The following is a 20,853-nucleotide window of genomic DNA, read 5'->3' on the forward strand; positions in this document are numbered from 1 at the left end:
GTCACCGCACCGATGGGCGTACGCACTGTCGAGGAATCGAATTGGAGCTGATGTGGCTGTGGAGCGAACGGCGGTCAACCCGTGGGCGTGGTCGGTGGAGATGGGGTACAACCAGGGTGAGATCGTCTCCGGGCAGACCCGGACCCTGTACTGCGCCGGACAGACGGCGATGAGCGGTGACGGCGAACCCCGTCATCCCGGCGACATGGCGGCGCAGCTGACGCTGAGCCTCGACAATCTGGAGGCGGTTCTCAGCGAGGCGGGCATGACCCTCGCGCATCTCGTCCGCCTCAATGTCTACACCACCGACGTCGATCTGCTTTTCCAGCACTACGCCGGGCTGGCGTCGCGGTTGGGCGCCGCCAAGGTGGCGCCGGCCACCACGATGCTCGGAGTGACGCGGCTGGCGATCCCCACCTTGATGGTCGAGCTCGAAGGGACCGCCGTCGCGCCCGTGGCAGTGTCGTGAAGCGGTGATCGGCTCTTCCACCGCTCCTCCCGCCCCGCAAAGGCAGCGGCTCGACCGTGCTGGAAGACTTGCGGCATGGACAGGGGGCGTGAGGCGCGGTGGGAGAAGGACGCGATGACGGTGGAGATCGTGTTCGCCCTGGTCACGGCCGCTTTGCTGGCCGCGGTGGTATGGGCTGCGGCACTGGGTCTCGCGCTGCTCCTCGGCCTCTCCGGCTCGACGCGTCAAGGCGTGCTGACGGGAGGCACGCTGGTGGGGGCAGCGTTCGGAGTGTGGCGTCTGGTGCGGGTGCTCCGTCGGTTCGATGTGCAACGCCGCAAAGGAAACTGACCTTTCCGGTCTTTGCCGGCCAGGTCCCCACCTTCGGTCGAGCCCCCGCCCGCGGCGCTCCCGGACACCGGGCCCACGAGCGCCGGACATGGTGGGTCGACCGTGTTGTCCGCTGATGTCGGCCGGTATTTCGAGCGGTTCGAAATACCGGCCGAGCGGTTCGAAATACCGGTCACAAAGAATTCTGGCGGTTTCCAGGACTACAACGCATACCGAAGCGGCCGTAATGTGTGGTGCGTTCGCCCAGCTGTCCGCTTTCCGCGCGCACCATCGAGTGCGTCGCACAGCGCTGCGCCCGTTCAGGGGCGGAAAGAAAAGAGAGGAGAGCGATAATGACGCGCACCGAGCCGCGCTCGGCGGGACCCACTCTCGCCGTGGTGGCGCGCGCGGCGGCCGTCTCGATACCGACGGCCTCCAAGGTGGTCAACGGCCGCGAGGACGTGGCTCCCGACACCCGCCGCCGTGTCACCGAAGCACTCCATGCGCTGGGATATGTACGCCGCCCGCGCCTCACCCCGCGCCGGCCGCCACCGGTCGTCGACCTGGTCGTGCACTCCTTGGACAACGCCCGGTCGGGTGCCGTGCTGCGCGGGGTGGAGGAGGCTGCGCACGAGGCGGGCCTGGAGGTGCTGGTCTCCGCGGGTCCGGCCCGCACCCGGGGCGGCAGACCGGAGCGCGGCTGGCTCGACAGACTGGCCCTGCGCGGTACTTCGGGAGTGCTCTTCCATCTCGCCGAGCCGGCCCCGACCCACCACGCCTGGCTGGAACAGCACCGGATCGCCTACGCCATGGTCGACCCGGTGGCCGACCCGCCGCCCGGTGTGCTCTCCGTCGGAGCGGCCGACGAACGAGGTGCGCTCGGTGCGGTCGAACACCTGCTGGGGCTCGGACACGCCAGAATCGCCGTGATCGGCGGCCATCGCCGTACGCGGTGCAGCCGCGCACGCGTGGCGGGCTACCGCACGGCGCTGGTCGCTGCCGGGGTGGGCCCGCGTCCCGAGTACGTCCGCTACGCCGACTTCGACACCGGCCTCGCGCGTCGGCGGGCCCGCGAGCTGTTCGCGCTGGAGCAGCCACCCACAGCGGTCTTCGCCTGCTCGGACCCGATGGCCCTCGGTGTCTACCAGGCCCTGACCGAGCTGGGGTTGCGGGTTCCACAGGACGTGAGTGTCGTCGGCTTCGACGATCTGCCGGAGGGGGAGTGGGTGACGCCCGCTCTGACGACCGTACGGCAGCCGCTCGGTGAGATGGCGGCCACCGCGCTGCGGCTGCTGCTGCGGGTGCGCGAGGGGCACATACCACCGGGCACCACGACCGAGCTGCCCACTCGGCTCGTGGAACGGAACAGCTGCGCGCCGCCCCCGGACGTCTTCGTTTGACCAGAATCTCGAACAATGACCGTCGAGCCGAACGGCACGGTGACACTTGTCCGGGCAGGGTCAGCCCTCGGCGCGGCGTGCGAGCAGTTCCGGGGCGAGTACGGTGACGGTGCGTCCCCGAAGCTCGATCAGCCCGTCCCGTCGGAGGCGGGCCAGCGCGCGGTTCACGGTGACCCGGGTGACCCCCAGCAGATCGGCGAGGGCCTGCTGGGTGCCGGGCAGCGGTACCCGCCCGCGGGGCAGGGCGGCGGCCTGCTCCAGCAGCCAGGCCGACAGCCGGGCCTGGGCGGGCAGGGTGGCGGTCGCGGCCAGCTGTCGCTGCTGCGCTCGGGCGTGCCCGGCCAGAACGCGCAGTACATGAGCCCGTACCGAGGCCGCGTCGTCGACCAGGCCCAGGAACCGGTCGCGCGGCAGGCTCCGTACGGCGCACGGCGTGAGCGCGTCGAGGGTGGCGGTGTGCCCCGCTCCGTCGATCACGGCGACCTTGTCCAACGCGCAGGGCCCCGCCCATTCCCCGAAGCGGAGCACGCGTCCGGCGCCCGTCGTGGCCGTGGCGGCCACCCGGCCGCGCAACAGCAGGAGGAGGTGAGTGGCGGGATCGCCTGCCCGGCGCAGCGGCTGCCCCGCCGGTGCGGTGTGCGGTACGGAGTCGGCCCACACCTGCCGCAGCGTGGTGTCCGGGAGGGAGGCGAGCAGGGGGATACGGCTCAGCGAGCGCCACTGCTCGGGTGTATCAGTCGATACATACAAGGTCACCTCCCGACCGTACCGTCAGCGGCATGCTGATTCTCGAACTGGCTTTCACCGACAGCGCGGTACGACTGGCCGCACGCCCCGCCCACCGGCAGCGCCTGACGGAACTGCACGCGCAAGGACAGGTACTGGCCGCCGGGCCGTGGGCGGACGACAGCGGAGCAGTACTGATCTTCGATGCGACCCGCGCCGAACTGGACGCGATCATGGCGGCCGATCCCTACTACACGACACCCGGCGTCCAGGTCGTGAGCATTCGGGACTGGACCCCGGTGGTGGTGCCGAGTACGCCGGGCACCGGGGGCGGCCCCGCACGGTGACGGGCCTCCCGTGGGCGACGCCGAACCGTTCGTCGCGTGCGCCGCCCGTGGCGCCCGGCGAAGTCCCGGCCCGGTGGGTCCGGCTACCGGTCGAGCAGTCGGTCGAGGACTCGGCCCCCGCCCGCCGGCCCACCAGGCGGGATACGGCGTTCGGCGTATCGACGCGGGTGCGCAGCCGGGGCTTCCAGCCGGCCGGGGACTCCAGCCGGTGCCCGGGGAACTCCGCGTTGTGTGCGGCGATCAGATCCACGGGGCGGCCGTTGACGACATTGCACTCGGCCGTGAGCGGCGCCTCGCTCCACTTCTTGAGGAGACGCCTCGCACTGACGCCGCCCGCCAGGGTGAAGGCGTCCGTCTCGGCGACGAGCCGCGACTCCTTGCCGATTCCCGGGCTGTAGCTGTAGGACGCGCGTCTCGCGTCGATCACATAGTGGTTGTTGTACACGTCGACCTTGCCGAGGCGCACCCGGGGTGCCCGCTCGACCAGGCCGGAGAACAGATTGTGGTGCAGTGTCACCCGCAGGCGGCCCCGGTCGGTGCCGGCGGCGCTGTCGCTGTTGCCGATCGTCAGCGTCTTGTCGTGGTCCGCGAAGACGTTCCACGGGACGGTGACCTGGTCGGCACCCCGGACGATGTCCAACTCGCCGTCGTGCTGCTGGTAGAGGCGGCCGTAGTAGGAGGGCAGGGCCCTGTCGGGGTAGCAGCCGTCGGTGAACGTGTTGTGGTCGAGCCCCACATGGGGGCGCCGTGCACCACGGCGCTGTCGTACTCGGAGTTCCAGTTGCCCGAGTCGCCGTCGGTGGGGTCCCAGGTCCTCCGTCCATGGGGCTTATGTGACGGATGGGGCTCGTGTGGCCCGTGGGGCCTGTGAGATAGGGCATACCGCTCAGCGGTGCAGGCTGTCCGGACGGCCGAGTAGTCTACGGAAGATTTTCGGAACCTTGTCCCTCGGTTGGTGCTGCGTGCACCAGCTGTGATCTTCCCGAGGACGCCGCGTGGATTCGCTCAACTCGTTCATATTGGACGTCAACGACGTCTTCTGGACCTACCTCCTCATCCCCCTGGTGGTAGGTGCCGCGCTGTACTTCACGCTCCGTTCACGAGGGGTGCAGTTGCGGCTGCTGCCCGAGATGGTGCGGGTGCTCGGCGACAAGAGTCAGCCGGCCCCGGACGGCCGCAAGCAGGTGTCGTCCTTCGGCGCCTTCACCATCTCCGCCGCCGCCCGGGTCGGCACCGGCAATGTCGCCGGCGTGGCCGCCGCGATCACCGCGGGCGGTGCGGGCGCCGTCTTCTGGATGTGGGTGATGGCCCTGCTGGGTGCCTCGTCCGCGTTCGTGGAGGCCTCCCTCGCCCAGCTGTACAAGGTCCGCAACCGGGACAGCGACGGCAAGGAGTCCGGTACCTACCGCGGCGGACCCGCGTACTACATGCAGCGGGGCCTCGGAAAGCGCTGGCTGGGCCTGGTCTTCGCGGTCGTCATCACCCTGACCTTCGGCTTCGTCTTCAACGCCGTGCAGTCCAACACCATCGCCTCGGTCGCCCAGGGCTCCTTCGGGGACGACTTCCCCGTGGCGGGCGCGGGCGTGGCCGTCGTGGTGCTGCTGGCCTTGGTGATCTTCGGAGGCGTCCGGCGGATCGCGACGGTCACCCAGCTCGTCGTGCCGGTGATGGCCGTGATCTATCTGCTGCTCGGCCTTGCCGTCGTCATCCTCAACATCACCGACGTGCCGCGCGTCTTCGGGGACATCGTGGGCGGTGCCTTCGGCTTCCGCGAGGTCGCGGGCGGTGCCGTCGGCGCGGCGATCCAGCAGGGCATCCGGCGCGGGATGTTCTCCAACGAGGCCGGTCTGGGCTCGGCCCCCAACGCGGCGGCGACCGCCGAGGTGTCGCACCCCGTCAAGCAGGGACTCGTACAAACGCTCGGTGTCTTCTTCGACACGCTGCTGATCTGCTCGATGACCGCCTTCATCATCCTCACCACGAACCCCTCGCTCTCCGAGCGCGGCGGCGCCGACCTGACGCAGTCGGCACTGGAGGACACGCTCGGTGGCTGGGCGGGACACGTGCTGACGCTGGTCGTCTTCCTGCTCGCCTTCTCCACGCTGATCGGCAACTACTACTACGGCGAGTCCAACATCCAGTTCATGACGGGGACGGCCAGCCGTTGGGTGCTGCCCGGCTACCGCGTACTGGTGCTGGGCGCCGTCTTCGCCGGGGCGCTGGGCTCGGTGGACGTGGTGTGGAATCTCGCCGACGTCTTCATGGGCGGTATGGCGCTGGTCAACCTGGTGGCGATCCTGCCCCTGTCGGCCATCGCCTGGAAGCTGCTGGACGACTACCTCACCCAGCGGCGCCAGGGCCTCGACCCCGCCTTCTTCCGGGACCGGCTGCCGGAGCTGCCGGGTGAGATCGAGTGCTGGGACGGAAGCCGCAGCACCGGCAAGGCGGGCAAGTCCGGCGAAGTGGCGTCCGGCGAAGCGGGTAAGAGCGTTCCGGTGCGGGAGGCGTAGGCCGCGTCCTCCCGGTCACCGCGCTCCGCGCCGCGTGGTGTCCGGGAGACGATCGATCGGTCACCACACCGTCGGGGCGGCAGCGCCCGGGAGGAACCCGGACCCTGCCGCCCCGACGGCGTTCCACGGGCGTCCTTCGGCGTAGCGGCCCGCGGAAGACTCGGACCGCTACGAGAGCTCGTCGGCGACCACGGAGGCGGCCTCGGACACCAGCTTGTCGTCGTAGTCGGCGTCCCGCTCCGAGCGCTTGGACATGACCGTCACCACGAGCGGAGCCTTGCCGGGCGGACGGACGACGGCGATGTCGTTGCGGCTCGCGTACCGGCCCGCGCCGCTCTTGTCGGCGACGGTCCAGTCCTTCGGGAAGCCGGCATTGATCAGCGTCTTCCCGGTGGGGCTCTCGCGCATCCAGGTGCTGAGCTGGGCGCGCTCCTTCTTGTCGAGGGCGTCACCGAGTGCGACGGCGCGCAGATCCTCGGCGAACGCGCGGGGCGTGGTGGTGTCCCGCTTGTCGCCCGGTGTCGCCTCGTTGAGCTCCTGCTCGTAGCGGTTGGCGTGGGTGACGTCGTCGCCGAGGTCTTCGAGGAAGGCGTCGAGTGCCTTGGGCCCGCCCAGCTCGCGCAACAGCAGGTTGTCAGCGGCGTTGTCGCTGTACCGGACGGTGGCCGCGCACAACGCCCGCAGGGTCATCCCCTCGTCCACATGCTTGCTGGTGACGGGGGAGTGCGGGAGCAGGTCCTTCTTCTTGTAGGTGATCACCTTGTCGAGGCCGCTGAGCGAGTGCTTGTCCAAGATGGCGGCGGCGGTGAACGCCTTGTGTGTCGAGGCGTAGGCGAAGCGCTCGTCCGCGTGGTAGGAGATCTCCTGGTTCGACCCGGTGTCGACGGCGTGGACGCCGAGCCGCGCGTCGTACTTCCGCTCCAGCTTCTTGAAGGCCGCAGCCACCTCGCCCCGTGTCTTGTCGGGCGCACCGGAGTCCGAGGACCCGGCGGACGACTCGGCGGACGACTTGGCGGAGGAGCCGGCCGGGTCGTCGCTGCCGCAGGCCGCCAGCGGCAGCAGGAGCGCGAGGCTGCCGAGTGCGCCCAGGGCGGTGCGCCGGGCTGTGGTGGTGCGCATGGTGGTCGATACCTCCGACTGTCCGAAACCGGTCTCCTTCGGGGCGCGGCGCGGCACGGCGAGCAGCGCTCGGTCGCGTGGCGCTGCGCCCTGCCGGTCGCCCGCCCCGGCCTCGCAGCCTGCCGCCTCGTACGTCATGCCGTCCAAGACCGGATCGCGCGGGTTGATGCGGGATCCGCATACCTGAGGCCGGGACATAGGGTGGCGTCGTGGATCTTGTGGGTGCCTGTCGTGCGTTCGTACATGTCAGTGAGCGCGGCAGCTTCACGGTGGGCGCGGCGGCCGCGCACATGTCGCAGTCGGTCGCCAGCCGCCGTGTCGCCGCACTGGAGCAGCGCCTCGGCGAGCGGCTGTTCGAGCGGAGCTCGCGCCGGGCCCGCCTCACCCCGTTCGGGCGTGAGCTGCTCCCCGCGGCGCGACGGCTGGTGCTCGCCGCCGAGGAACTGGAGCACGAGGCGGCGACAGCGCAGCGCAGGCCGGTCCGGCTCGCCGTCCCCGACACCTGTCCCGCGCCCGCCCTCGCCCGGCTCGCGGCGGCGGCGCTGGACCACGGCATCACCCTGGACCTGCGTACCGCGGCCCCCGGGGTACGCCCCCACCTGGTGCGCTCCCAGCAGGTGCGGGCCGCGCTCGTCGCGGTGCCGCCGGACCAGGCGCGCTGGCGCGTACCGCTCGGGCTCGCCGGTGTCGCCCGGCCCCGGGCCCGGCGCCTCTACCTGGAGACCCTCCGCCCCCGGCGCACCGACCAGGGTCCACCGCGCCGTGTCTGGCTGCAGCCCGAGGACGACGTGCCGCACATCCGGGACCGGGTGACGCGGCTGCGGGACGCCGTCGGGCTGCGCCCCGCGCAGCTCTCCGTCGCCACCAGCCTCACCCAGGCGGCCGCCGAGGTGTTCTCCTCGGCGGATCTGCTGCTGTGTTCGCCCCTGCAGGCCCGGGAATTCACCCTGCACTGGCGCCCGCTGGGGGAGATCGAAAGCCTGGAGCGGACGTTCGGCCTCCTCGCGGCGGAAGAGGGCGACGCCGAACGCCTCGACACCCGGCTGGGCGACGACCTCGCGCACTGCTTGGGGGCGGGCGGGGAAGCGGGGACGGCGCGGACAGCGGAGACGGAGAACGTATGAGGGCCGACCGGTTGCTGCGCGAACTGCGCCAGGACCTGCGCGACGGCGGCCTGACCGGCTCGTTCCTGGTCCGCGACCTGCGCACGGGACAGGAGCTGGGCATCGACCCGGACACCGAGCTGCCCGTCGCCTCCCTGGTCAAGGTCCCCCTCGCGGTCGCCACACTCGACCGTATCCGGCGCGGCGAACTCGACGGGGCCCGGCAGCTGGAGGTGTCGCCGGGCGGCGCCACCAGGCCCGGCCCCATCGGGATCACCCGGTTCCGGCACCCCGCCCGGGTCGCCCTGGAGGACCTGATCTATCTGAGCACCTCGCTCAGCGACAACGCCGCCGCCAACGCCCTGTTCGGCCTCACCCCGCCCGCCGCCGTGGACGCCGTGCTGCGCGGGATCGGCGTCAAAGGCATCACCGTGCGGCACGCCCTCGACGAGTTGACGGACACCCCCGCCGAGCAGCTGCGGGCGGACGCCACCCATCTGGCGCACTCCCTCGCCATCGCCGCCGGTACCGGCGGCCACGGCCACCAGCTGCCGCAGCTCGACGTCACCCGCACCAACGCCGGTACGGCGCGGGCGTTCGTGGACCTGCTCCAGGCCCTGTGGACCCCCTCGGCCGTCCACCCGGACGTGGCCGCACGCATACGCTCCCTCATGGCCGACAACGTGGTGCGCCAGCGGCTCGCCCCCGACTTCAGCTCCGACTCCGCCACCTGGGCGTCCAAGACGGGTACGCTCCTCAACCTCCGGCACGAGGTCGGCGTGGTGCAGCACGCCGACGGTGCCGTCTTCGCCGTCGCGGCGCTGACCGAGTCCCAGGTGGCCGCGGCGGCGCAGCCCGGTGCCGAAGCCCTGATGGCCCAGGTCGCCCGCGAACTGCGGGACCACCTCCGGCACGGCTGAACGCCGGCACCCGCCGGCGCTGCCGACCCGACCGCTGAGGGGCGCAACGGTACGGGACTCTCCCGAATTCTGCGCGAAGTTGCATCAAGTGGCGCTGTTTCGAGCAGTTTCGAGCTCTTGACACCGGGTGTTGGAGGTCGGTTTACTCCGTTGCACGTCGTAGGCGAGTTCTCGACGTCAGAGGTACGCCCAGCCGGTATGCGGTGCGCCGTGAGCCCGGACTGAGTCGCCAGGACCCCTGTGTGTCCGAGGCGGGGACGTGCCCTCCACCCCCTGGAGTTCGACGATGCATTCCGACCGTCGACGTCCGTACCGGGCTCTCGGCGCCGCCGCCGCTGCCGCGACCTTGCTGCTGGCGGCCGCGCAGGCGAACAGCTCCTCGGCCTCGGCCGACACCGAGCCCGTGGCCGAGCCCCGGGCGGCGCAGGACGTGACGCTTCCTCCGGCACACGCCGGGTTCGACTACCAGATCGGCGGCCCGTACACGCCCCCCGAGGGCGTGCGGGTGGTCAGCCGCGACCACTCCGTGCAGCCCGCCGAGGGGCTGTACAACATCTGCTACGTCAACGCCTTCCAGACGCAGCCCGGCGCCGAGGACAGCTGGGACTCCGACCTGCTGCTGCGCGACAAGTCCGGCGACGTCGTCTACGACGGCGAATGGAAGGGTGAGGCCCTCCTCGACATCCGGACACCGGACAAGCGCAAGCGGATCGCCAAAAAGGTCAACGCCTGGATCGACTCCTGCGCCGCCAAGGGCTTCCAGGCCGTCGAGCCGGACAACTACGACAGCTACGACCGGTCCAAGGGGCTGCTGACGACCGGTCAGGCCCAGGACCTCATCCGCAGGCTGTCCGGCCACGCGCACAGCAAGGGACTGGCGATCGGCCAGAAGAACGCCGCCGAACTGGCCACGTCCCGCAAGGACAACGGGCTGGACTTCGCCATCGCCGAGCAGTGCGGCGAATGGAAGGAGTGCGGCACCTACACCAAGGCGTTCGGCGACGAGGTCTTCGTCATCGAGTACACCGCCGACGGCCTGGCGACCGCGTGCGAGGGCTGGAGCGACCAGCTCAGTATCGTCCGCCGGGACCTGGACGTCCGCACCCCGCCGGACGACGGCTACGTCCGGGAGACCTGCTGACGGCTGCCGGTCGGCACCGCCGCGTACCTGTTCCCGGCCCCGGCCCACGCCCCGGCAGCGCTCCGCCCACGGCCTCGCCACGACCCTGCCCCCGCTGAGATGACGGGCGGCCGGGGCCCGCTGCGCCGAGGGCCGGCCACGCCCGCCCGCACCCGCCGCGGACCGTCCGGCGAACCGCGTCCGGCCGCGCCCGTACGCCTGCCGGCGACTGCGCCCGAGTACCCCGGGCCCGCGCCCCCGCACCGCGTGGTCCCGGCTCCCGCGTCGGGAACGCGCTCCCCTTCGCGTTCCCGACGCGGCCCCGCACTTCCCCGCATGTCCCGCGGCCCAGCCGCCGCCCGCACCCCTTCATCCGGAGGTACAGATGGCCGTACCCCTCAGCGCCCCCGCCCCGTCGCCCTCCCGTCGCCGGGTGCTGCGCCGAGGTGGCGCGCTGGCGCTCACGGCGCTGGCCGGGGCCGCTGTGCCCGGCTGCGGCGCCGGTCCGGACGACGGCGTCGGTGCCGACGGCCGGGTCACCATCGAGCTGTGGCACGGCCAGGCCGACACGGCACGGGCCGCGCTGCGACGCCTGGTCGCCGACTTCGAGCGCAGCCACCCGCGCATCCGGGTGGACATGGGGGGCGGGGTGCTGGCCGACTCGATGCTGCAGAAGATCACCGCGGCTCTCGCCTCGGGCGCCTACCCCGACATCGCCTACGTCTTCGGCTCCGATCTGGCCAACGTCGCCCGCAGCCCGCAGGTCGTCGATCTGACAGACACCGTGGGCTCCGCCGCTACGCCGTGGAAGAGCTACTGGGCCCCCGCCCGCGAGGCCGTCTCCCTCAACGGCCGGGTCCGGGCGGCGCCGGCCCTGCTGGACGCGCTGGCCGTGGTCTGCAACAAGAAGCTCTTCGCGCGGGCGGGCGTGCCGCTGCCCCGGGCCGGCTGGCGGTGGCACGACTTCGTCTCCGTCGCGCGGAAGCTGACCGACAAGGGGGCCGGCCACTTCGGTACCGGCTGGCCCGGCGCCGGTGACGAGGACACCGTCTGGCGGCTGTGGCCCATGGTCTGGGACCTGGGCGGAGACGTGATCGCGGACGACGGGCGCAGTATCGGCTTCGCGAAGGAGGGGGTGCGGGCGCTGGAGGTCGTCGAGGACCTGGTCAGGCACAAGAGCGTCTACGTCGACCCGAAACCCGGCGGCGAGCAGATGTACCAGGTCTTCCAGGGCGGCCGGATGGCCATGGCGATCACCGGCCCCTGGCAGCTCCCCGACATCCGGAAGGCGGGGATCGACCACCATGTGGTGCCGCTGCCCAGCTTCTCGGGCCGGCCCGCGACCATCTCCGGACCCGATACCTGGACCGTCTTCGACAACGGGTCCGCACGGGTGCGCGCCGCCCGCACCTTCGTGGACTGGCTGATGCGGCCGGCCCAGGACGTGCGCTGGGGTGCGGAGGCAGGCAGCCTGCCGCTGAGCAGGCATGCGCAGGAACTGCCGCGCTGGCAGCGCGAGACCCGCCGCAGCGAGGGCCTCGCCACCTTCACCAAGGCGCTGGAGGGCGCCAGGGTCCGCCCGAACCACCCTGCCTACCCCGAGATCTCCCAGGCGCTGGGGCAGGCCCTCATCTCCGTACTGCTCGGCCGGAGCAGCCCACGCGCCGCGATGCGCGCCTGCGCCGACGAGGCCGACGCCGCCCTCCTGATTCCCCGCTGAGGAGCCCCGATGCCACACCATCCCGCGCCGCTGACACTGGCGGACCCACCCACCGACCGGTCCGACCCCGGCCCCGGAGCCCCCGCACCCGGACCGGGGACCGCACACCGCGGATGGCGTACCGGCCGTCTGCGGGACGCCCACCGCAGGGAAGCGGCCACCGCATGGGCCTTCGTCTCGCCCGCGGTGCTGATCATCCTGGGGCTCAGCGTGCTGCCCGTGGTCTGGTCGCTGCTGCTGTCGTTCCAGGCCAACGACCTGGTCACCCCGAGCCGTTGGGTGGGGCTCGACAACTACCGGGCGCTCGCCGCCGATCCGCACTTCAGCCAGGCGATCCGCAACACCCTGCTGTTCACCGTGCTGTTCGTGCCGCTGAGCCTGGTCGGCGGTTTGGCGCTGGCCCTCGCGCTGAACCGGCGGATACGCCTCGTCGGCCTCTACCGCACACTGATCTTCGTGCCGTTCGTGGTCTCGGCGACGGCCCAGGGGGTGCTGTTCTCCTTCATCCTCGACCCCGAGTTCGGCGCCGCCAACTCGGTGCTGTCCCGGCTGGGCCTGTCCCCGCAGGGCTTCCTCACCGACCCCGGACAGGCGCTCGCCGTTCTGGTGGGCATCACGCTGTGGAGCGGCACCGGGTTCTGCGTCGTCGTCTACCTCGCCGCGCTCCAGGACGTCCCCGAGTCGCTGATCGAGGCGGCGCGGCTGGACGGCGCGGGCCGCCGGCATGTGCTGCGGCACGTCACCCTGCCCGCGCTCACGCCCGTCACCGTCTTCCTGGTGCTGTGGCAGACCATCCAGTCCCTCCAAGTGTTCGACCTGGTGTACGTCACGACCAAAGGCGGGCCCCTCGGCTCCACCACGGTGATCGTCTACTTCATCTGGGAGCAGGCGTTCAAGAGCTTCACCGCCGGATACGGCGCGGCAGCCGCCTATGTACTGGCCTTCGCGCTGTGTCTGATCGGTGTCGTGACGCGGGTCGTCCGTGGCCGTACGCACCCGCAAGGAGCCGCACGATGACCCTCGCAGCGCCCCGTCCCGGCACACAGCCGCGCAACGCGGCATCCGAAGCGGCACCGGGCCTCGGACGGCGGCGCCCGCGGTTGCCCTTCAGCGCGTGGCATCTGCTGCTGGCGCCGCTGGCCCTGCTGTTCGCACTGCCGCTGGTGTGGCTGCTGCTCAGCTCGGTGATGAGCGACGCCGAGATCAACCGGTTCCCCCCGGCACTGTGGCCCTCCGGCATCGACCTGGGCGGCTACCGGTACGTGCTGGGCAACGCGCTGTTCCCGCGCTGGTTCCTCAACTCTCTGATCGTCTCGGCCGTCGCGGTCGCCGCCAACCTGCTGTTCGGATCGCTGGGCGGCTACGCCTTCGCCCGTATGCGGTTCGCCGGTTCCAAGGTGCTGCTGGTCCTGATGCTGGCGACGATGGCCGTGCCGTTCCAGCTGACGATGATCCCGACGTTCCTGGTGATGAAGCGGCTCGGCCTCATCGACACGCTCGGTGCGCTGATCGTGCCGTCACTGGTCACCCCGTTCGCCGTCTTCCTGCTGCGGCAGTTCTTCCTCTCGCTGCCCCGCGAACTGGAGGAGGCGGCCTGGCTCGACGGCTGCTCACGGCTTCGCGTGCTGTTCACCATCGTGCTGCCGCTGTCCCGGCCCGCGCTGAGCACGGTGGCCGTACTGACGTTCCTGACCACGTGGAACGACCTCACCTGGCCGCTGATCGCCCTCAACCACGACACCCAATACACCCTTCAGCTCGGCCTCACCACCTTCCAGGGGCAGCACCACACCCGGTGGTCCGCCGTGATGGCCGGGAACGTGCTCACCGTGCTGCCCGTGCTGCTGGCCTTCCTCGGCGCGCAGAAGTCGTTCATCCGCTCCCTCACCTCCACCGGCCTCAAGGGGTAACAGCAACCATGCCGCACAGCCACGATCTGGTCGTTCTCGGCGACGCCAACCCGGATGTCGTCGTCGGACCGCTGGACGAACCCCTCGCCTTCGGGCAGCACGAACAGCTCGTCGACTCCGGGGCCCTCACCCTCGGCGGCTCCGCCGCGATCACGGCCTGCGGGGCGGCCCGGCTGGGGCTGTCGGTCGCACTCGTCGGCCGCGTCGGCGACGACGAGGCCGGGCACTTCGTACGGGACGCGCTCGCCGCACGAGGCGTCGACACCGCGGCGCTCGGCGTGGACCCCGAACTGCCCACGCCGCTGACCGTCGTCGTCACCCGCGGCGACGGGCCCGGCAGCGACCGGGCCATCCTCACCAGCCCGGGCACCCTGGCCACCACCAGCAGCTCCGATGTGCCGCCCGGGCTGCTGGCCGCCGCCCGGCACGTCCACGCCGCCTCCTACTTCCTCATGCCCCGGCTGGCGCGGACGCTGCCGGCGCTGCTGCGTACCGCCCGCTGTCACGGCGCCACCACCTCGCTGGACACCAACGACGATCCCGCCGGCCGTTGGGACCCGGACGGGATGGCCGCGCTGCTTCCCGTCACCGACTTCCTGCTGCCCAACGCCGCCGAGGCCGTCGCCCTCGCCGGTACCGGCAGCGGCGGCTCGCCCGCCGAGGCCGCGGCGCGGCTGGCCGCGCGCGGGCCGGTGACCGTCGTCAAGAACGGCGCGGACGGCGCCCTCGCGCACGACGGCCGCGGTCTGGTGCACACCGGCGGCATCACCGTCACCCCGCGCGACACCGTCGGCGCGGGCGACAGCTTCGACGCCGGGTTCATCGCCGCGAACCTCGCCGGCCTCCCGCTCCCCGAAGCACTCGAACTCGCCTCCGTGTGCGGCGCCCTGTCGACCCGCGCGCACGGCGGCACCCCGGCCCAGCCCACCTGGGAGGAAGCCCGTGCCCATACGGCGGCCCCTCTCGCCACCACCGACTGAGAGAGCATCATGACCACCAGCACCACCCCCAAGATCAGCTTCATCGGCGCCGGCAGCGTCGTCTTCACCCAAGGGCTGCTCGCCGACCTGTTCGCCTTCCCCGAGCTGCGCGGTGCGCGCATCGCCCTGCACGACATCGACCCCGAGCGGCTGGAGACGGCCGTGGCCGCCGCTCGGCAGATCGCGCACGCGCGTGGCGCCGACCCGCACATCACCGCACACGCCGACCGCCGCGCAGCGCTCACCGGCGCGGACTTCGTCATCAACAGCGTCCAGGTCGGTATGGGCGAGGCCACCCGCACCGACTTCGAGGTACCCGCACGCTTCGGGGTGCGGCAGACCATCGGCGACACCCTCGGCATCGGCGGGATCTTCCGGGGACTGCGTACCTTCCCGCTGCTCAAGGCACTCGGTGAGGACATCGCCGAGGTCTGCCCCGACGCCTGGCTGCTCAACTACACCAACCCGATGGCCATGAACGTCCAGTACCTCGTCCAGGCCACCGGGCTGACCCGGGTGGTGGGCCTGTGCCACTCGGTCCACTGGACCATGCACGGCCTGTCGGAGCTGGTGGGCGTCCCCCTCGAGGAGGTGACCTACCGGGCCGCGGGCGTCAACCACCAGGCGTGGGTGCTGGAGTTCCGCCACGGCGACACCGATCTGTACGCCAAGTTGGACGCGCTGATCGACCAGGACGCGCAGCTGCGTCGCCGCACCCGCGTCGACATGTACCGCAGGCTGGGCTACTACCCGACCGAGACCAGCGAGCACTCCGCCGAGTACGTGCCCTGGTATCTGCACCACGACAGCGAGATCGACCGCCTCAGGCTGCCCGTCGGCGCCTATCTCGACATCGTGGCCGAGAACGTCGCCGAGTACGAAAGGACCCGGGACGCCCTCGCCGCCGGGCGCACGCTGCAGGTCGAGGGGACGATGGAGTACGCGCCGCAGATCATCCACAGCATCGTCACCGGCACACCGCGCACCGTCTACGGAAACGTCCCCAACCGCGGACTGATCGGCAATCTGCCCGGCGAGGGCACCGTGGAAGTGCCTTGCCTGGTGGACGACTCGGGGGTCCAGCCCACCCGCACCGGACCGCTCCCCGCCCAGTTGGCCGCCCTCAACCGCACCTATCTGAGCACCACCGACCTGGTTGTGCGTGCCGCCCTGGAGGACGCACCGGCCTTTGTCCGGCAAGCCGCCATGACCGACCCGGCCACTGCCGCCACCCTGTCGCCGGACCGGATCTGGGAGCTGTGCGACGCCATGGTGGAAGCCCACGGGGACCGCCTCCAGCCGGGGCTGCGCACCCTGCTGGGGAGCTGACACACCGGCGCCCGGGGCGAGGTGCCCTTCTGCCGGGGGCACTCCCCATGGGGTCCGTCGGCGCGGTGCCCTAGCCGATTCCGCCGCCGACGGCGTATCCGCGGCCCTCAGCGGTGGCCGAGACCGTGTATGTGTCGTCCGCCGCGCTCCGCCTGCCCGAGCCGTGGTCGTACTGCCCGGCGAACACATGGGGTCCGGGCGGTACCGTACGGCCCTCCTTGAGCGTCCAGCGGTAGACGAGTGCGCCCTGGGTGTGCCGGACATCGACGTCGAAGTCCCGGGGCGGGCGGGTGCGCCAGGAGCCGGTGGAGGTGAGCGGCGACCGTTCGGCGATGCGCAGCTCCACGGTCAGCGCGGTGAGCCGCTTCTTCGTACGGATGGTGACCTCGGTCTGCGACCAGTAGTCGTTGCCGTCGCGGGCCGTCGCACCGCTCGACCGCAGCGGGCCGTCGACTGCCGGGGGTCCACCGGCCCCGCCCGTCCGGGCGTCTCCGCCGGGGGAGGACGAGGTGCGTACCGTCGGAGGCCGGCCGTCCCCGGCGGCGTGCCGGTCTCCCTGCTGGGCCCACAGCGCGACGGCGCCACCGGTGCCGAGCACCATGACGAGGGCGCCGACCACGGCCGCCACCCGTGGCCAGGAGCGGGGCGGCGCGGTGCGAGGTGATTGCTTCCGGGCGCCGGGCTCCTGGGTGGCTCGGGCGATCCGGGCGAGCATCCGTGCGCGGTCCGGCTGGTGAGCGTCGGCCGCGGCACGCAACCGGGCGTCGAGCCGCTGCCCCGCCTCGGTCTCCTCCCACTCCTCGCGCACGTTCATCAGGTGTACCGTCCTGCCTTCCTTCCGCGTAGCGCCAGAACGGTGCCCACGCTATGGCCCGCGCCCTGCTCGGCGGATGCCAGCAGCTGTGCCAACTGAGCCATGCCGCGGGATGCCTGGCTCTTCACGGTGCCGGTCGATATCCCCAGGATGCGGGCAGTTTCGCGTTCCGGGACGTCGAAGGCGTGCCGCAGCACCACACAGGCGCGTCGGCGGAACGGCAGCCGGGCGAGGGCCTCGCGGACGTCCAGGACGGCGGGGACGTCCGGGCCCTCGGTGGGCTCCTGGTGCCGGGACCAGAACAGCGCGATCCTGCGGCGTTCCCGGGCGCGGCTGCGTATTTGGCCGCGTGCGAGGTTGGTGACGACTCCGCGGGCGTACGCGAGGGGATGGTCGGCCGTGCACACCCGGTCCCACTGGTTCCAGATCGCGACGAACGCGTCCGCGGCGAGGTCGTCGGCTTCCTCCGCGTCGCCGAGCAACAGGTAGGCCAGCCGGGCGAGTTCAGCGTGGTGCCGCTCGAAGAAGGCGTCGAACCCGCCCGTTGGGGAATGCACGGAGCCCCCTCATGTTCGATATCCCGGCCACCTGCCGTCATCCCGCACACCCCCGTGCGGCGGTGAGGGTACCAGGAACTCCGGGGCGCGGGGGGTGCGTTGCGGTCGACGGCGGCCCGGCTCCGGCCGTCGCTCGCCTGACGGAGTCGCCGTCGGCGGTGGCCCGGATCTCGGCGGACGGGCACCCGGGCTTCTCCCGCAGGGACGCGCCCACTTGCCGGGCACGGTCGACGAACGCCCCGAAGTGCTCGGCGCGCGGTAGTGGAAGGCGACGAAACCCACGGTCATCTCTGGCTCCGATCAGTTATACGATGACGTATAAATGGGAGGCTGGTCCGCTTGCACGGTGGCGCGTACACGGCGGAGAAGTGAGGTGGAACACACCATGGGCGCTGTACGCACACCCCGTGACCGGTGGATCGAGGAGGGGCTGCGGGCGCTGGCCGTCGGCGGCCCGGACGCCGTCCGCGTCGAGGCACTGGCCAAACAGCTCGGCGTCACCAAAGGCGGCTTCTACGGGTACTTCGCGGACCGCGACGCGCTGCTGGAGGCGATGCTCGACACCTGGGAGCGGGAGAGCACCGACGAGGTGATCGACCGCGTCGAGCGCGAGGGCGGCGACCCGAAGACCAAGATCCAGCGCGCCGGGATGCTCACCTTCTCCAGCGACCGCCTGCTCCCGCTCGACCTGGCGGTCCGCGACTGGGCCCGGCGCGACGAGGCGGTCGCCGAGCGGCTGCGGCGGGTGGACAACCGGCGTATGGCGCTGCTGCGGGAGATGATCGGCACCTTCTGCTCCGACGAGATCGAGGTCGAGGCCCGCAGCCTGCTCGCCTTCTGTGTGGCGATCGGCGCGCACTTCATCGCCGCCGACCACGGCCACCGCACCCGGGCCGAGGTGCGCGCCGCCGCCGCCGACCTCGTGCTCGACCGCCGCCCCCGCGAGGACGACCGCCCCTGACCGCCCGGACGCCCCAGTCCTGCACCCCCCCGCCGCCCGTCCTCCGTCCCGTCGTCAGCCCTCGTCGGCCGCCTCCCTTTCGTCGGCGTAGATCACCAGCGTCTGCTCCGGCTGTCCGGCCAGGTGAAAAGCGGTGTACGCGAAACTGGTCACCCCGTGGCCCGGACGCCGCAGCCGTTTGCGTCCACCGCGCCGTGGCTCCACGTCGTACCGGGGCCACCAGGCCCGCACCTGTGCGCTGCCCGCGTGCAACTCGTCGATCAGCCCCGCATGGCGCGGATCACCGGGATGTCGCCCGGACAGTGTGCGCAACCGCGCGAGCAGCCCCCGCGCCTCCCGCTCCCAATCGACCAGCACCTCCCGCGCCACGGGTGCCAGGAAGACCCAGCGGGCGAAGTTCGGCGGGCGGTCCGCCTCCGCGGTCAGGGCGGGGAACAGCTCCTCGGCCGCCGGATTGTGGCTGAGCAGGTCGTAGGTGCCACCGATGATGTAGGCCGGGTGCGGTTGGAGCAGCAGCGGAACGGCCGCCACCTCGGCGGCGAGCGGCTCGGACTCCGCCGCCTCGGCCGCAGCCTCCGCCGCCGGGGCACGGCCGGCGAGCTGGAAGAGATGTCCGCGCTCGTGCCGGTTCAACCGCAGCACCGAGGCCAGCGAGGCGAGTACCTGGTCCGAGGCGTGGATCTCCCGGCCCTGTTCCAGATACGTGTACCAGGTGGCGCTGATCCCGGCGAGCAGCGCCAGCTCCTCCCGGCGCAGCCCCGGCGTCCGGCGCCGGGCGCTGCGCGGCAGGCCGACCTGTTCGGGCGTGACCCGCTCCCTCCGGCTGCGCAGGAAAGTGCCCAGCTCACGGCGTTGACCCGGATTCTTCGACATGGTGGGTGGCACTCCTGGTTCCAGAACGAACGGGCTCTGTATACCAGGGTGGGCCCTCCGCAGACTGATGCCGAAGCGGGGCGGCGGCGCCCCGCGAGGAAGCGAGAGGGAAGGCATCATGACCGGAATCGACGGCAAGGTCGTGGCGATCACGGGAGCCGGCAGCGGTATCGGCGAAGCCACCGCACTGCTGCTGGCCGAACGGGGCGCGCGACTCGTGCTGGGCGCCCGCAGGTCCGAGCGCCTCGCGGACCTGGTGTCCCGGATCGAGAAGGCGGGTGGCAGCGCCGTGCAGCTCCGCACGGACGTCACCCGGCGTGCTGATCTGCAGGCCCTGGTCGCCCTGGCCGCGGAGCGCTTCGGCCGGCTCGACGTACTGATCAGCAACGCGGGGGTCGGTACGATCTCCCCGCTGGACGATCTGCGCGTCGACGATTGGGACCGGATGGTGGACGTCAACATCAAGGGCGTGCTGCACGGTATCGGTGCCGCACTGCCGGTCTTCCGCGCTCAGGGCTCCGGGCACTTCATCACCACCGCGTCCACGGCGGCGTTCCGCGTCGTTCCCGCCATGGCCGTCTACGCGGGCACGAAGGTCGCGGTGCGCGCCATCTGCGAGGGGCTGCGGCAGGAAGCCGGCGACGCGCTGCGGGTGACGACGGTCTCGCCGGGCATGGTGGACACCGAGTTCGCCGAAGCGTCGACGAACCCACACATCCGTGCCGAGATCTCGCAGGTCCGGGACCGGATCGCCATCCCGCCCGAGGCCGTCGCCCGAGCCCTGGCGTTCGCCGTCGAGCAGCCGTCCACCGTCGATGTGAACGAGATCGTCGTCCGTCCCACCGCCCAGAGCTGACCCAGGGCCTGTTCGGCACGGCTTCGGTTTAGGCTCGGCGGATGGCGAAGTACTTCGACGTGCACCCCGACAACCCGCAGCGGCGCACCATCAGCACCGTGGTCGACAGCGTCCGGGCCGACGCGCTCATCGCGTATCCGACGGACTCCTGTTTCGCTCTGGGGTGCCGGCTGGGCAGCCGCGACGGCATGTCCCGCATCCGTTCCATCCGCAACCTCGACGAGAGGCACCACTTCACCCTCGTGTGCCAGAACTTCGCGCAGCTCGGCCAGTTCGTGCACGTCGACAACGACGTGTTCCGCGCGATCAAGGCGGCCACCCCGGGCCGCTACACCTTCATCCTCCCCGCGACGAAGGAGGTGCCCCGCAAGCTGCTGCACCCGAAGAAGAAGACGGTCGGAGTCCGCATCCCCGACCACGTCGTGGCCCAGGCGCTGCTGTCCGAACTCGGCGAGCCGCTGCTGTCCAGCACCCTGCTGCTGCCGGACGAGGAGGAGCCGATGACCCAGGGCTGGGAGATCAAGGAACGGCTCGACCACGTGGTGGACGCCGTGGTCGACTCGGGTGACTGCGGCACCGAGCCGACCACCGTGGTCGACTTCTCCGAGGGCGCCGCCCAGATCGTACGGGCCGGCGCGGGCGACACCGCGCGCTTCGCCTAGCAGCGCGTAGGGTCGCGGTCCCGACTGCCGAGGTGTCGTCCGGGTGCCGCAGCGGCACGGCGGCGCCCGGGCGGGCCCGATCGGTACGCCGTTCGGCCGCACGGCATGTTGCACAGAGCCCGAGCGGGGTACCTCGGCCGGGGCCGTGCAACCGCCTCCCGGAAGAGT

21 protein-coding genes and 1 pseudogene are annotated in these 20,853 nt (G+C 71.6%); 16 read left to right on the top strand and 6 right to left on the bottom strand.

The window, feature by feature from the left end; translation table 11 throughout:
- The first annotated feature begins 58 nt into the window (after positions 1-58).
- The 3 genes from KBY19_RS13370 (at position 59) to KBY19_RS13380 (ending at position 2,178) form a co-directional block, all read left to right on the top strand.
- A complete protein-coding gene (locus KBY19_RS13370; RefSeq protein WP_099877751.1) occupies positions 59-469 on the top strand; it encodes a RidA family protein in 411 nt (136 codons plus the stop codon).
- A gap of 75 nt (positions 470-544) precedes the next feature.
- Positions 545-799: a DUF6332 family protein gene (locus tag KBY19_RS13375; protein WP_210965821.1), complete on the top strand. Its 255-nt coding sequence runs from the start codon at positions 545-547 to the stop codon at positions 797-799.
- Between the two features lie 332 nt (positions 800-1,131).
- The gene (locus KBY19_RS13380) at positions 1,132-2,178 is read left to right on the top strand and encodes a LacI family DNA-binding transcriptional regulator (protein WP_210965822.1); all 1,047 of its coding nucleotides are present in this window, start codon (positions 1,132-1,134) and stop codon (positions 2,176-2,178) included.
- Positions 2,179-2,238: 60 nt separating this feature from the next.
- Here KBY19_RS13380 and KBY19_RS13385 read toward each other — a convergent pair whose 3' ends face one another.
- Positions 2,239-2,934, bottom strand: coding sequence for a Crp/Fnr family transcriptional regulator (locus KBY19_RS13385; RefSeq protein WP_307842647.1), 696 nt, complete (start codon positions 2,932-2,934; stop codon positions 2,239-2,241).
- Positions 2,935-2,957: 23 nt separating this feature from the next.
- Between KBY19_RS13385 and KBY19_RS13390 the strand changes: the two genes are divergently transcribed.
- Positions 2,958-3,251 (top strand): YciI family protein, encoded by a 294-nt coding sequence (locus KBY19_RS13390; protein ID WP_099877746.1) that lies wholly within the window; start codon positions 2,958-2,960, stop codon positions 3,249-3,251.
- A 112-nt stretch (positions 3,252-3,363) separates the two neighbouring features.
- Here KBY19_RS13390 and KBY19_RS36455 read toward each other — a convergent pair.
- A pseudogene (locus tag KBY19_RS36455) lies at positions 3,364-4,061 on the bottom strand (pectate lyase); the annotation flags it as partial.
- Positions 4,062-4,246: 185 nt separating this feature from the next.
- On the opposite strand from KBY19_RS36455, the gene KBY19_RS13400 reads away from it, so the two are divergent.
- Positions 4,247-5,761: a sodium:alanine symporter family protein gene (locus KBY19_RS13400; RefSeq protein ID WP_185016121.1), complete on the top strand. Its 1,515-nt coding sequence runs from the start codon at positions 4,247-4,249 to the stop codon at positions 5,759-5,761.
- Positions 5,762-5,929: 168 nt separating this feature from the next.
- Here the strand turns inward: KBY19_RS13400 and bla are convergent, their stop codons facing one another.
- The gene (bla, locus tag KBY19_RS13405) at positions 5,930-6,880 is read right to left on the bottom strand and encodes a class A beta-lactamase (RefSeq protein ID WP_210965845.1); all 951 of its coding nucleotides are present in this window, start codon (positions 6,878-6,880) and stop codon (positions 5,930-5,932) included.
- A gap of 209 nt (positions 6,881-7,089) precedes the next feature.
- Here bla and KBY19_RS13410 point away from each other — a divergent pair, with 209 nt between their 5' ends.
- The 8 genes from KBY19_RS13410 to KBY19_RS13445 all read left to right on the top strand — a co-directional run bounded on the left by KBY19_RS13410 (position 7,090) and on the right by KBY19_RS13445 (position 15,962).
- Positions 7,090-8,004: a LysR family transcriptional regulator gene (locus KBY19_RS13410; RefSeq protein ID WP_210965823.1), complete on the top strand. Its 915-nt coding sequence runs from the start codon at positions 7,090-7,092 to the stop codon at positions 8,002-8,004.
- On the top strand, positions 8,001-8,903 hold the full coding sequence (locus tag KBY19_RS13415) for a serine hydrolase (protein WP_210965824.1): 903 nt from the start codon (positions 8,001-8,003) through the stop codon (positions 8,901-8,903). Before KBY19_RS13410 ends, KBY19_RS13415 begins: the two co-directional genes overlap by 4 nt.
- A 286-nt stretch (positions 8,904-9,189) precedes the next feature.
- Positions 9,190-10,044 carry an endo alpha-1,4 polygalactosaminidase gene (locus KBY19_RS13420; protein ID WP_210956962.1) on the top strand — a complete coding sequence of 285 codons (855 nt, stop codon included), beginning with the start codon at positions 9,190-9,192 and terminating at the stop codon, positions 10,042-10,044.
- A 364-nt stretch (positions 10,045-10,408) separates the two neighbouring features.
- Positions 10,409-11,743, top strand: a complete 1,335-nt coding sequence (locus KBY19_RS13425) for an extracellular solute-binding protein (RefSeq protein WP_185016118.1) — start codon at positions 10,409-10,411, stop codon at positions 11,741-11,743.
- Between the two features lie 9 nt (positions 11,744-11,752).
- Entirely contained in the window at positions 11,753-12,760 is a 1,008-nt protein-coding gene (locus tag KBY19_RS13430; RefSeq protein WP_099877731.1) for a carbohydrate ABC transporter permease, read from the top strand.
- Positions 12,757-13,653, top strand: coding sequence for a carbohydrate ABC transporter permease (locus tag KBY19_RS13435; RefSeq protein ID WP_099877728.1), 897 nt, complete (start codon positions 12,757-12,759; stop codon positions 13,651-13,653). The genes KBY19_RS13430 and KBY19_RS13435 overlap by 4 nt, the downstream gene beginning before the upstream one ends.
- 8 nt (positions 13,654-13,661) lie before the next feature.
- A complete protein-coding gene (locus KBY19_RS13440; RefSeq protein ID WP_099877725.1) occupies positions 13,662-14,633 on the top strand; it encodes a carbohydrate kinase family protein in 972 nt (323 codons plus the stop codon).
- 9 nt (positions 14,634-14,642) lie between these two features.
- Positions 14,643-15,962, top strand: a complete 1,320-nt coding sequence (locus tag KBY19_RS13445) for an alpha-glucosidase/alpha-galactosidase (RefSeq protein ID WP_099877722.1) — start codon at positions 14,643-14,645, stop codon at positions 15,960-15,962.
- Positions 15,963-16,032: 70 nt separating this feature from the next.
- On the opposite strand, the gene KBY19_RS13450 is transcribed toward KBY19_RS13445, so the two are convergent.
- Together KBY19_RS13450 and KBY19_RS13455 are read right to left on the bottom strand one after the other, a co-directional pair.
- Positions 16,033-16,776, bottom strand: coding sequence for a hypothetical protein (locus KBY19_RS13450; protein WP_210965825.1), 744 nt, complete (start codon positions 16,774-16,776; stop codon positions 16,033-16,035).
- Positions 16,776-17,333 (bottom strand): SigE family RNA polymerase sigma factor, encoded by a 558-nt coding sequence (locus KBY19_RS13455; RefSeq protein WP_210965826.1) that lies wholly within the window; start codon positions 17,331-17,333, stop codon positions 16,776-16,778. Before KBY19_RS13455 ends, KBY19_RS13450 begins: the two co-directional genes overlap by 1 nt.
- Before the next feature lie 385 nt (positions 17,334-17,718).
- Here KBY19_RS13455 and KBY19_RS13460 point away from each other — a divergent pair, with 385 nt between their 5' ends.
- The gene (locus tag KBY19_RS13460) at positions 17,719-18,294 is read left to right on the top strand and encodes a TetR/AcrR family transcriptional regulator (protein WP_099886268.1); all 576 of its coding nucleotides are present in this window, start codon (positions 17,719-17,721) and stop codon (positions 18,292-18,294) included.
- 54 nt (positions 18,295-18,348) lie between these two features.
- Here KBY19_RS13460 and KBY19_RS13465 read toward each other — a convergent pair whose 3' ends face one another.
- Positions 18,349-19,167, bottom strand: a complete 819-nt coding sequence (locus KBY19_RS13465; protein WP_099877714.1) for a helix-turn-helix transcriptional regulator — start codon at positions 19,165-19,167, stop codon at positions 18,349-18,351.
- 118 nt (positions 19,168-19,285) lie between these two features.
- Here KBY19_RS13465 and KBY19_RS13470 point away from each other — a divergent pair, with 118 nt between their 5' ends.
- Both KBY19_RS13470 and KBY19_RS13475 read left to right on the top strand, forming a co-directional pair.
- The gene (locus KBY19_RS13470) at positions 19,286-20,023 is read left to right on the top strand and encodes an SDR family oxidoreductase (protein ID WP_099877711.1); all 738 of its coding nucleotides are present in this window, start codon (positions 19,286-19,288) and stop codon (positions 20,021-20,023) included.
- A gap of 41 nt (positions 20,024-20,064) precedes the next feature.
- Positions 20,065-20,685 carry an L-threonylcarbamoyladenylate synthase gene (locus KBY19_RS13475; RefSeq protein ID WP_099877709.1) on the top strand — a complete coding sequence of 207 codons (621 nt, stop codon included), beginning with the start codon at positions 20,065-20,067 and terminating at the stop codon, positions 20,683-20,685.
- The last annotated feature ends 168 nt before the right edge of the window (positions 20,686-20,853 follow it).

The sequence above is a fragment of the Streptomyces sp. B15 genome (assembly GCF_018070605.1).
Taxonomy (GTDB): domain Bacteria; phylum Actinomycetota; class Actinomycetes; order Streptomycetales; family Streptomycetaceae; genus Streptomyces; species Streptomyces smyrnaeus.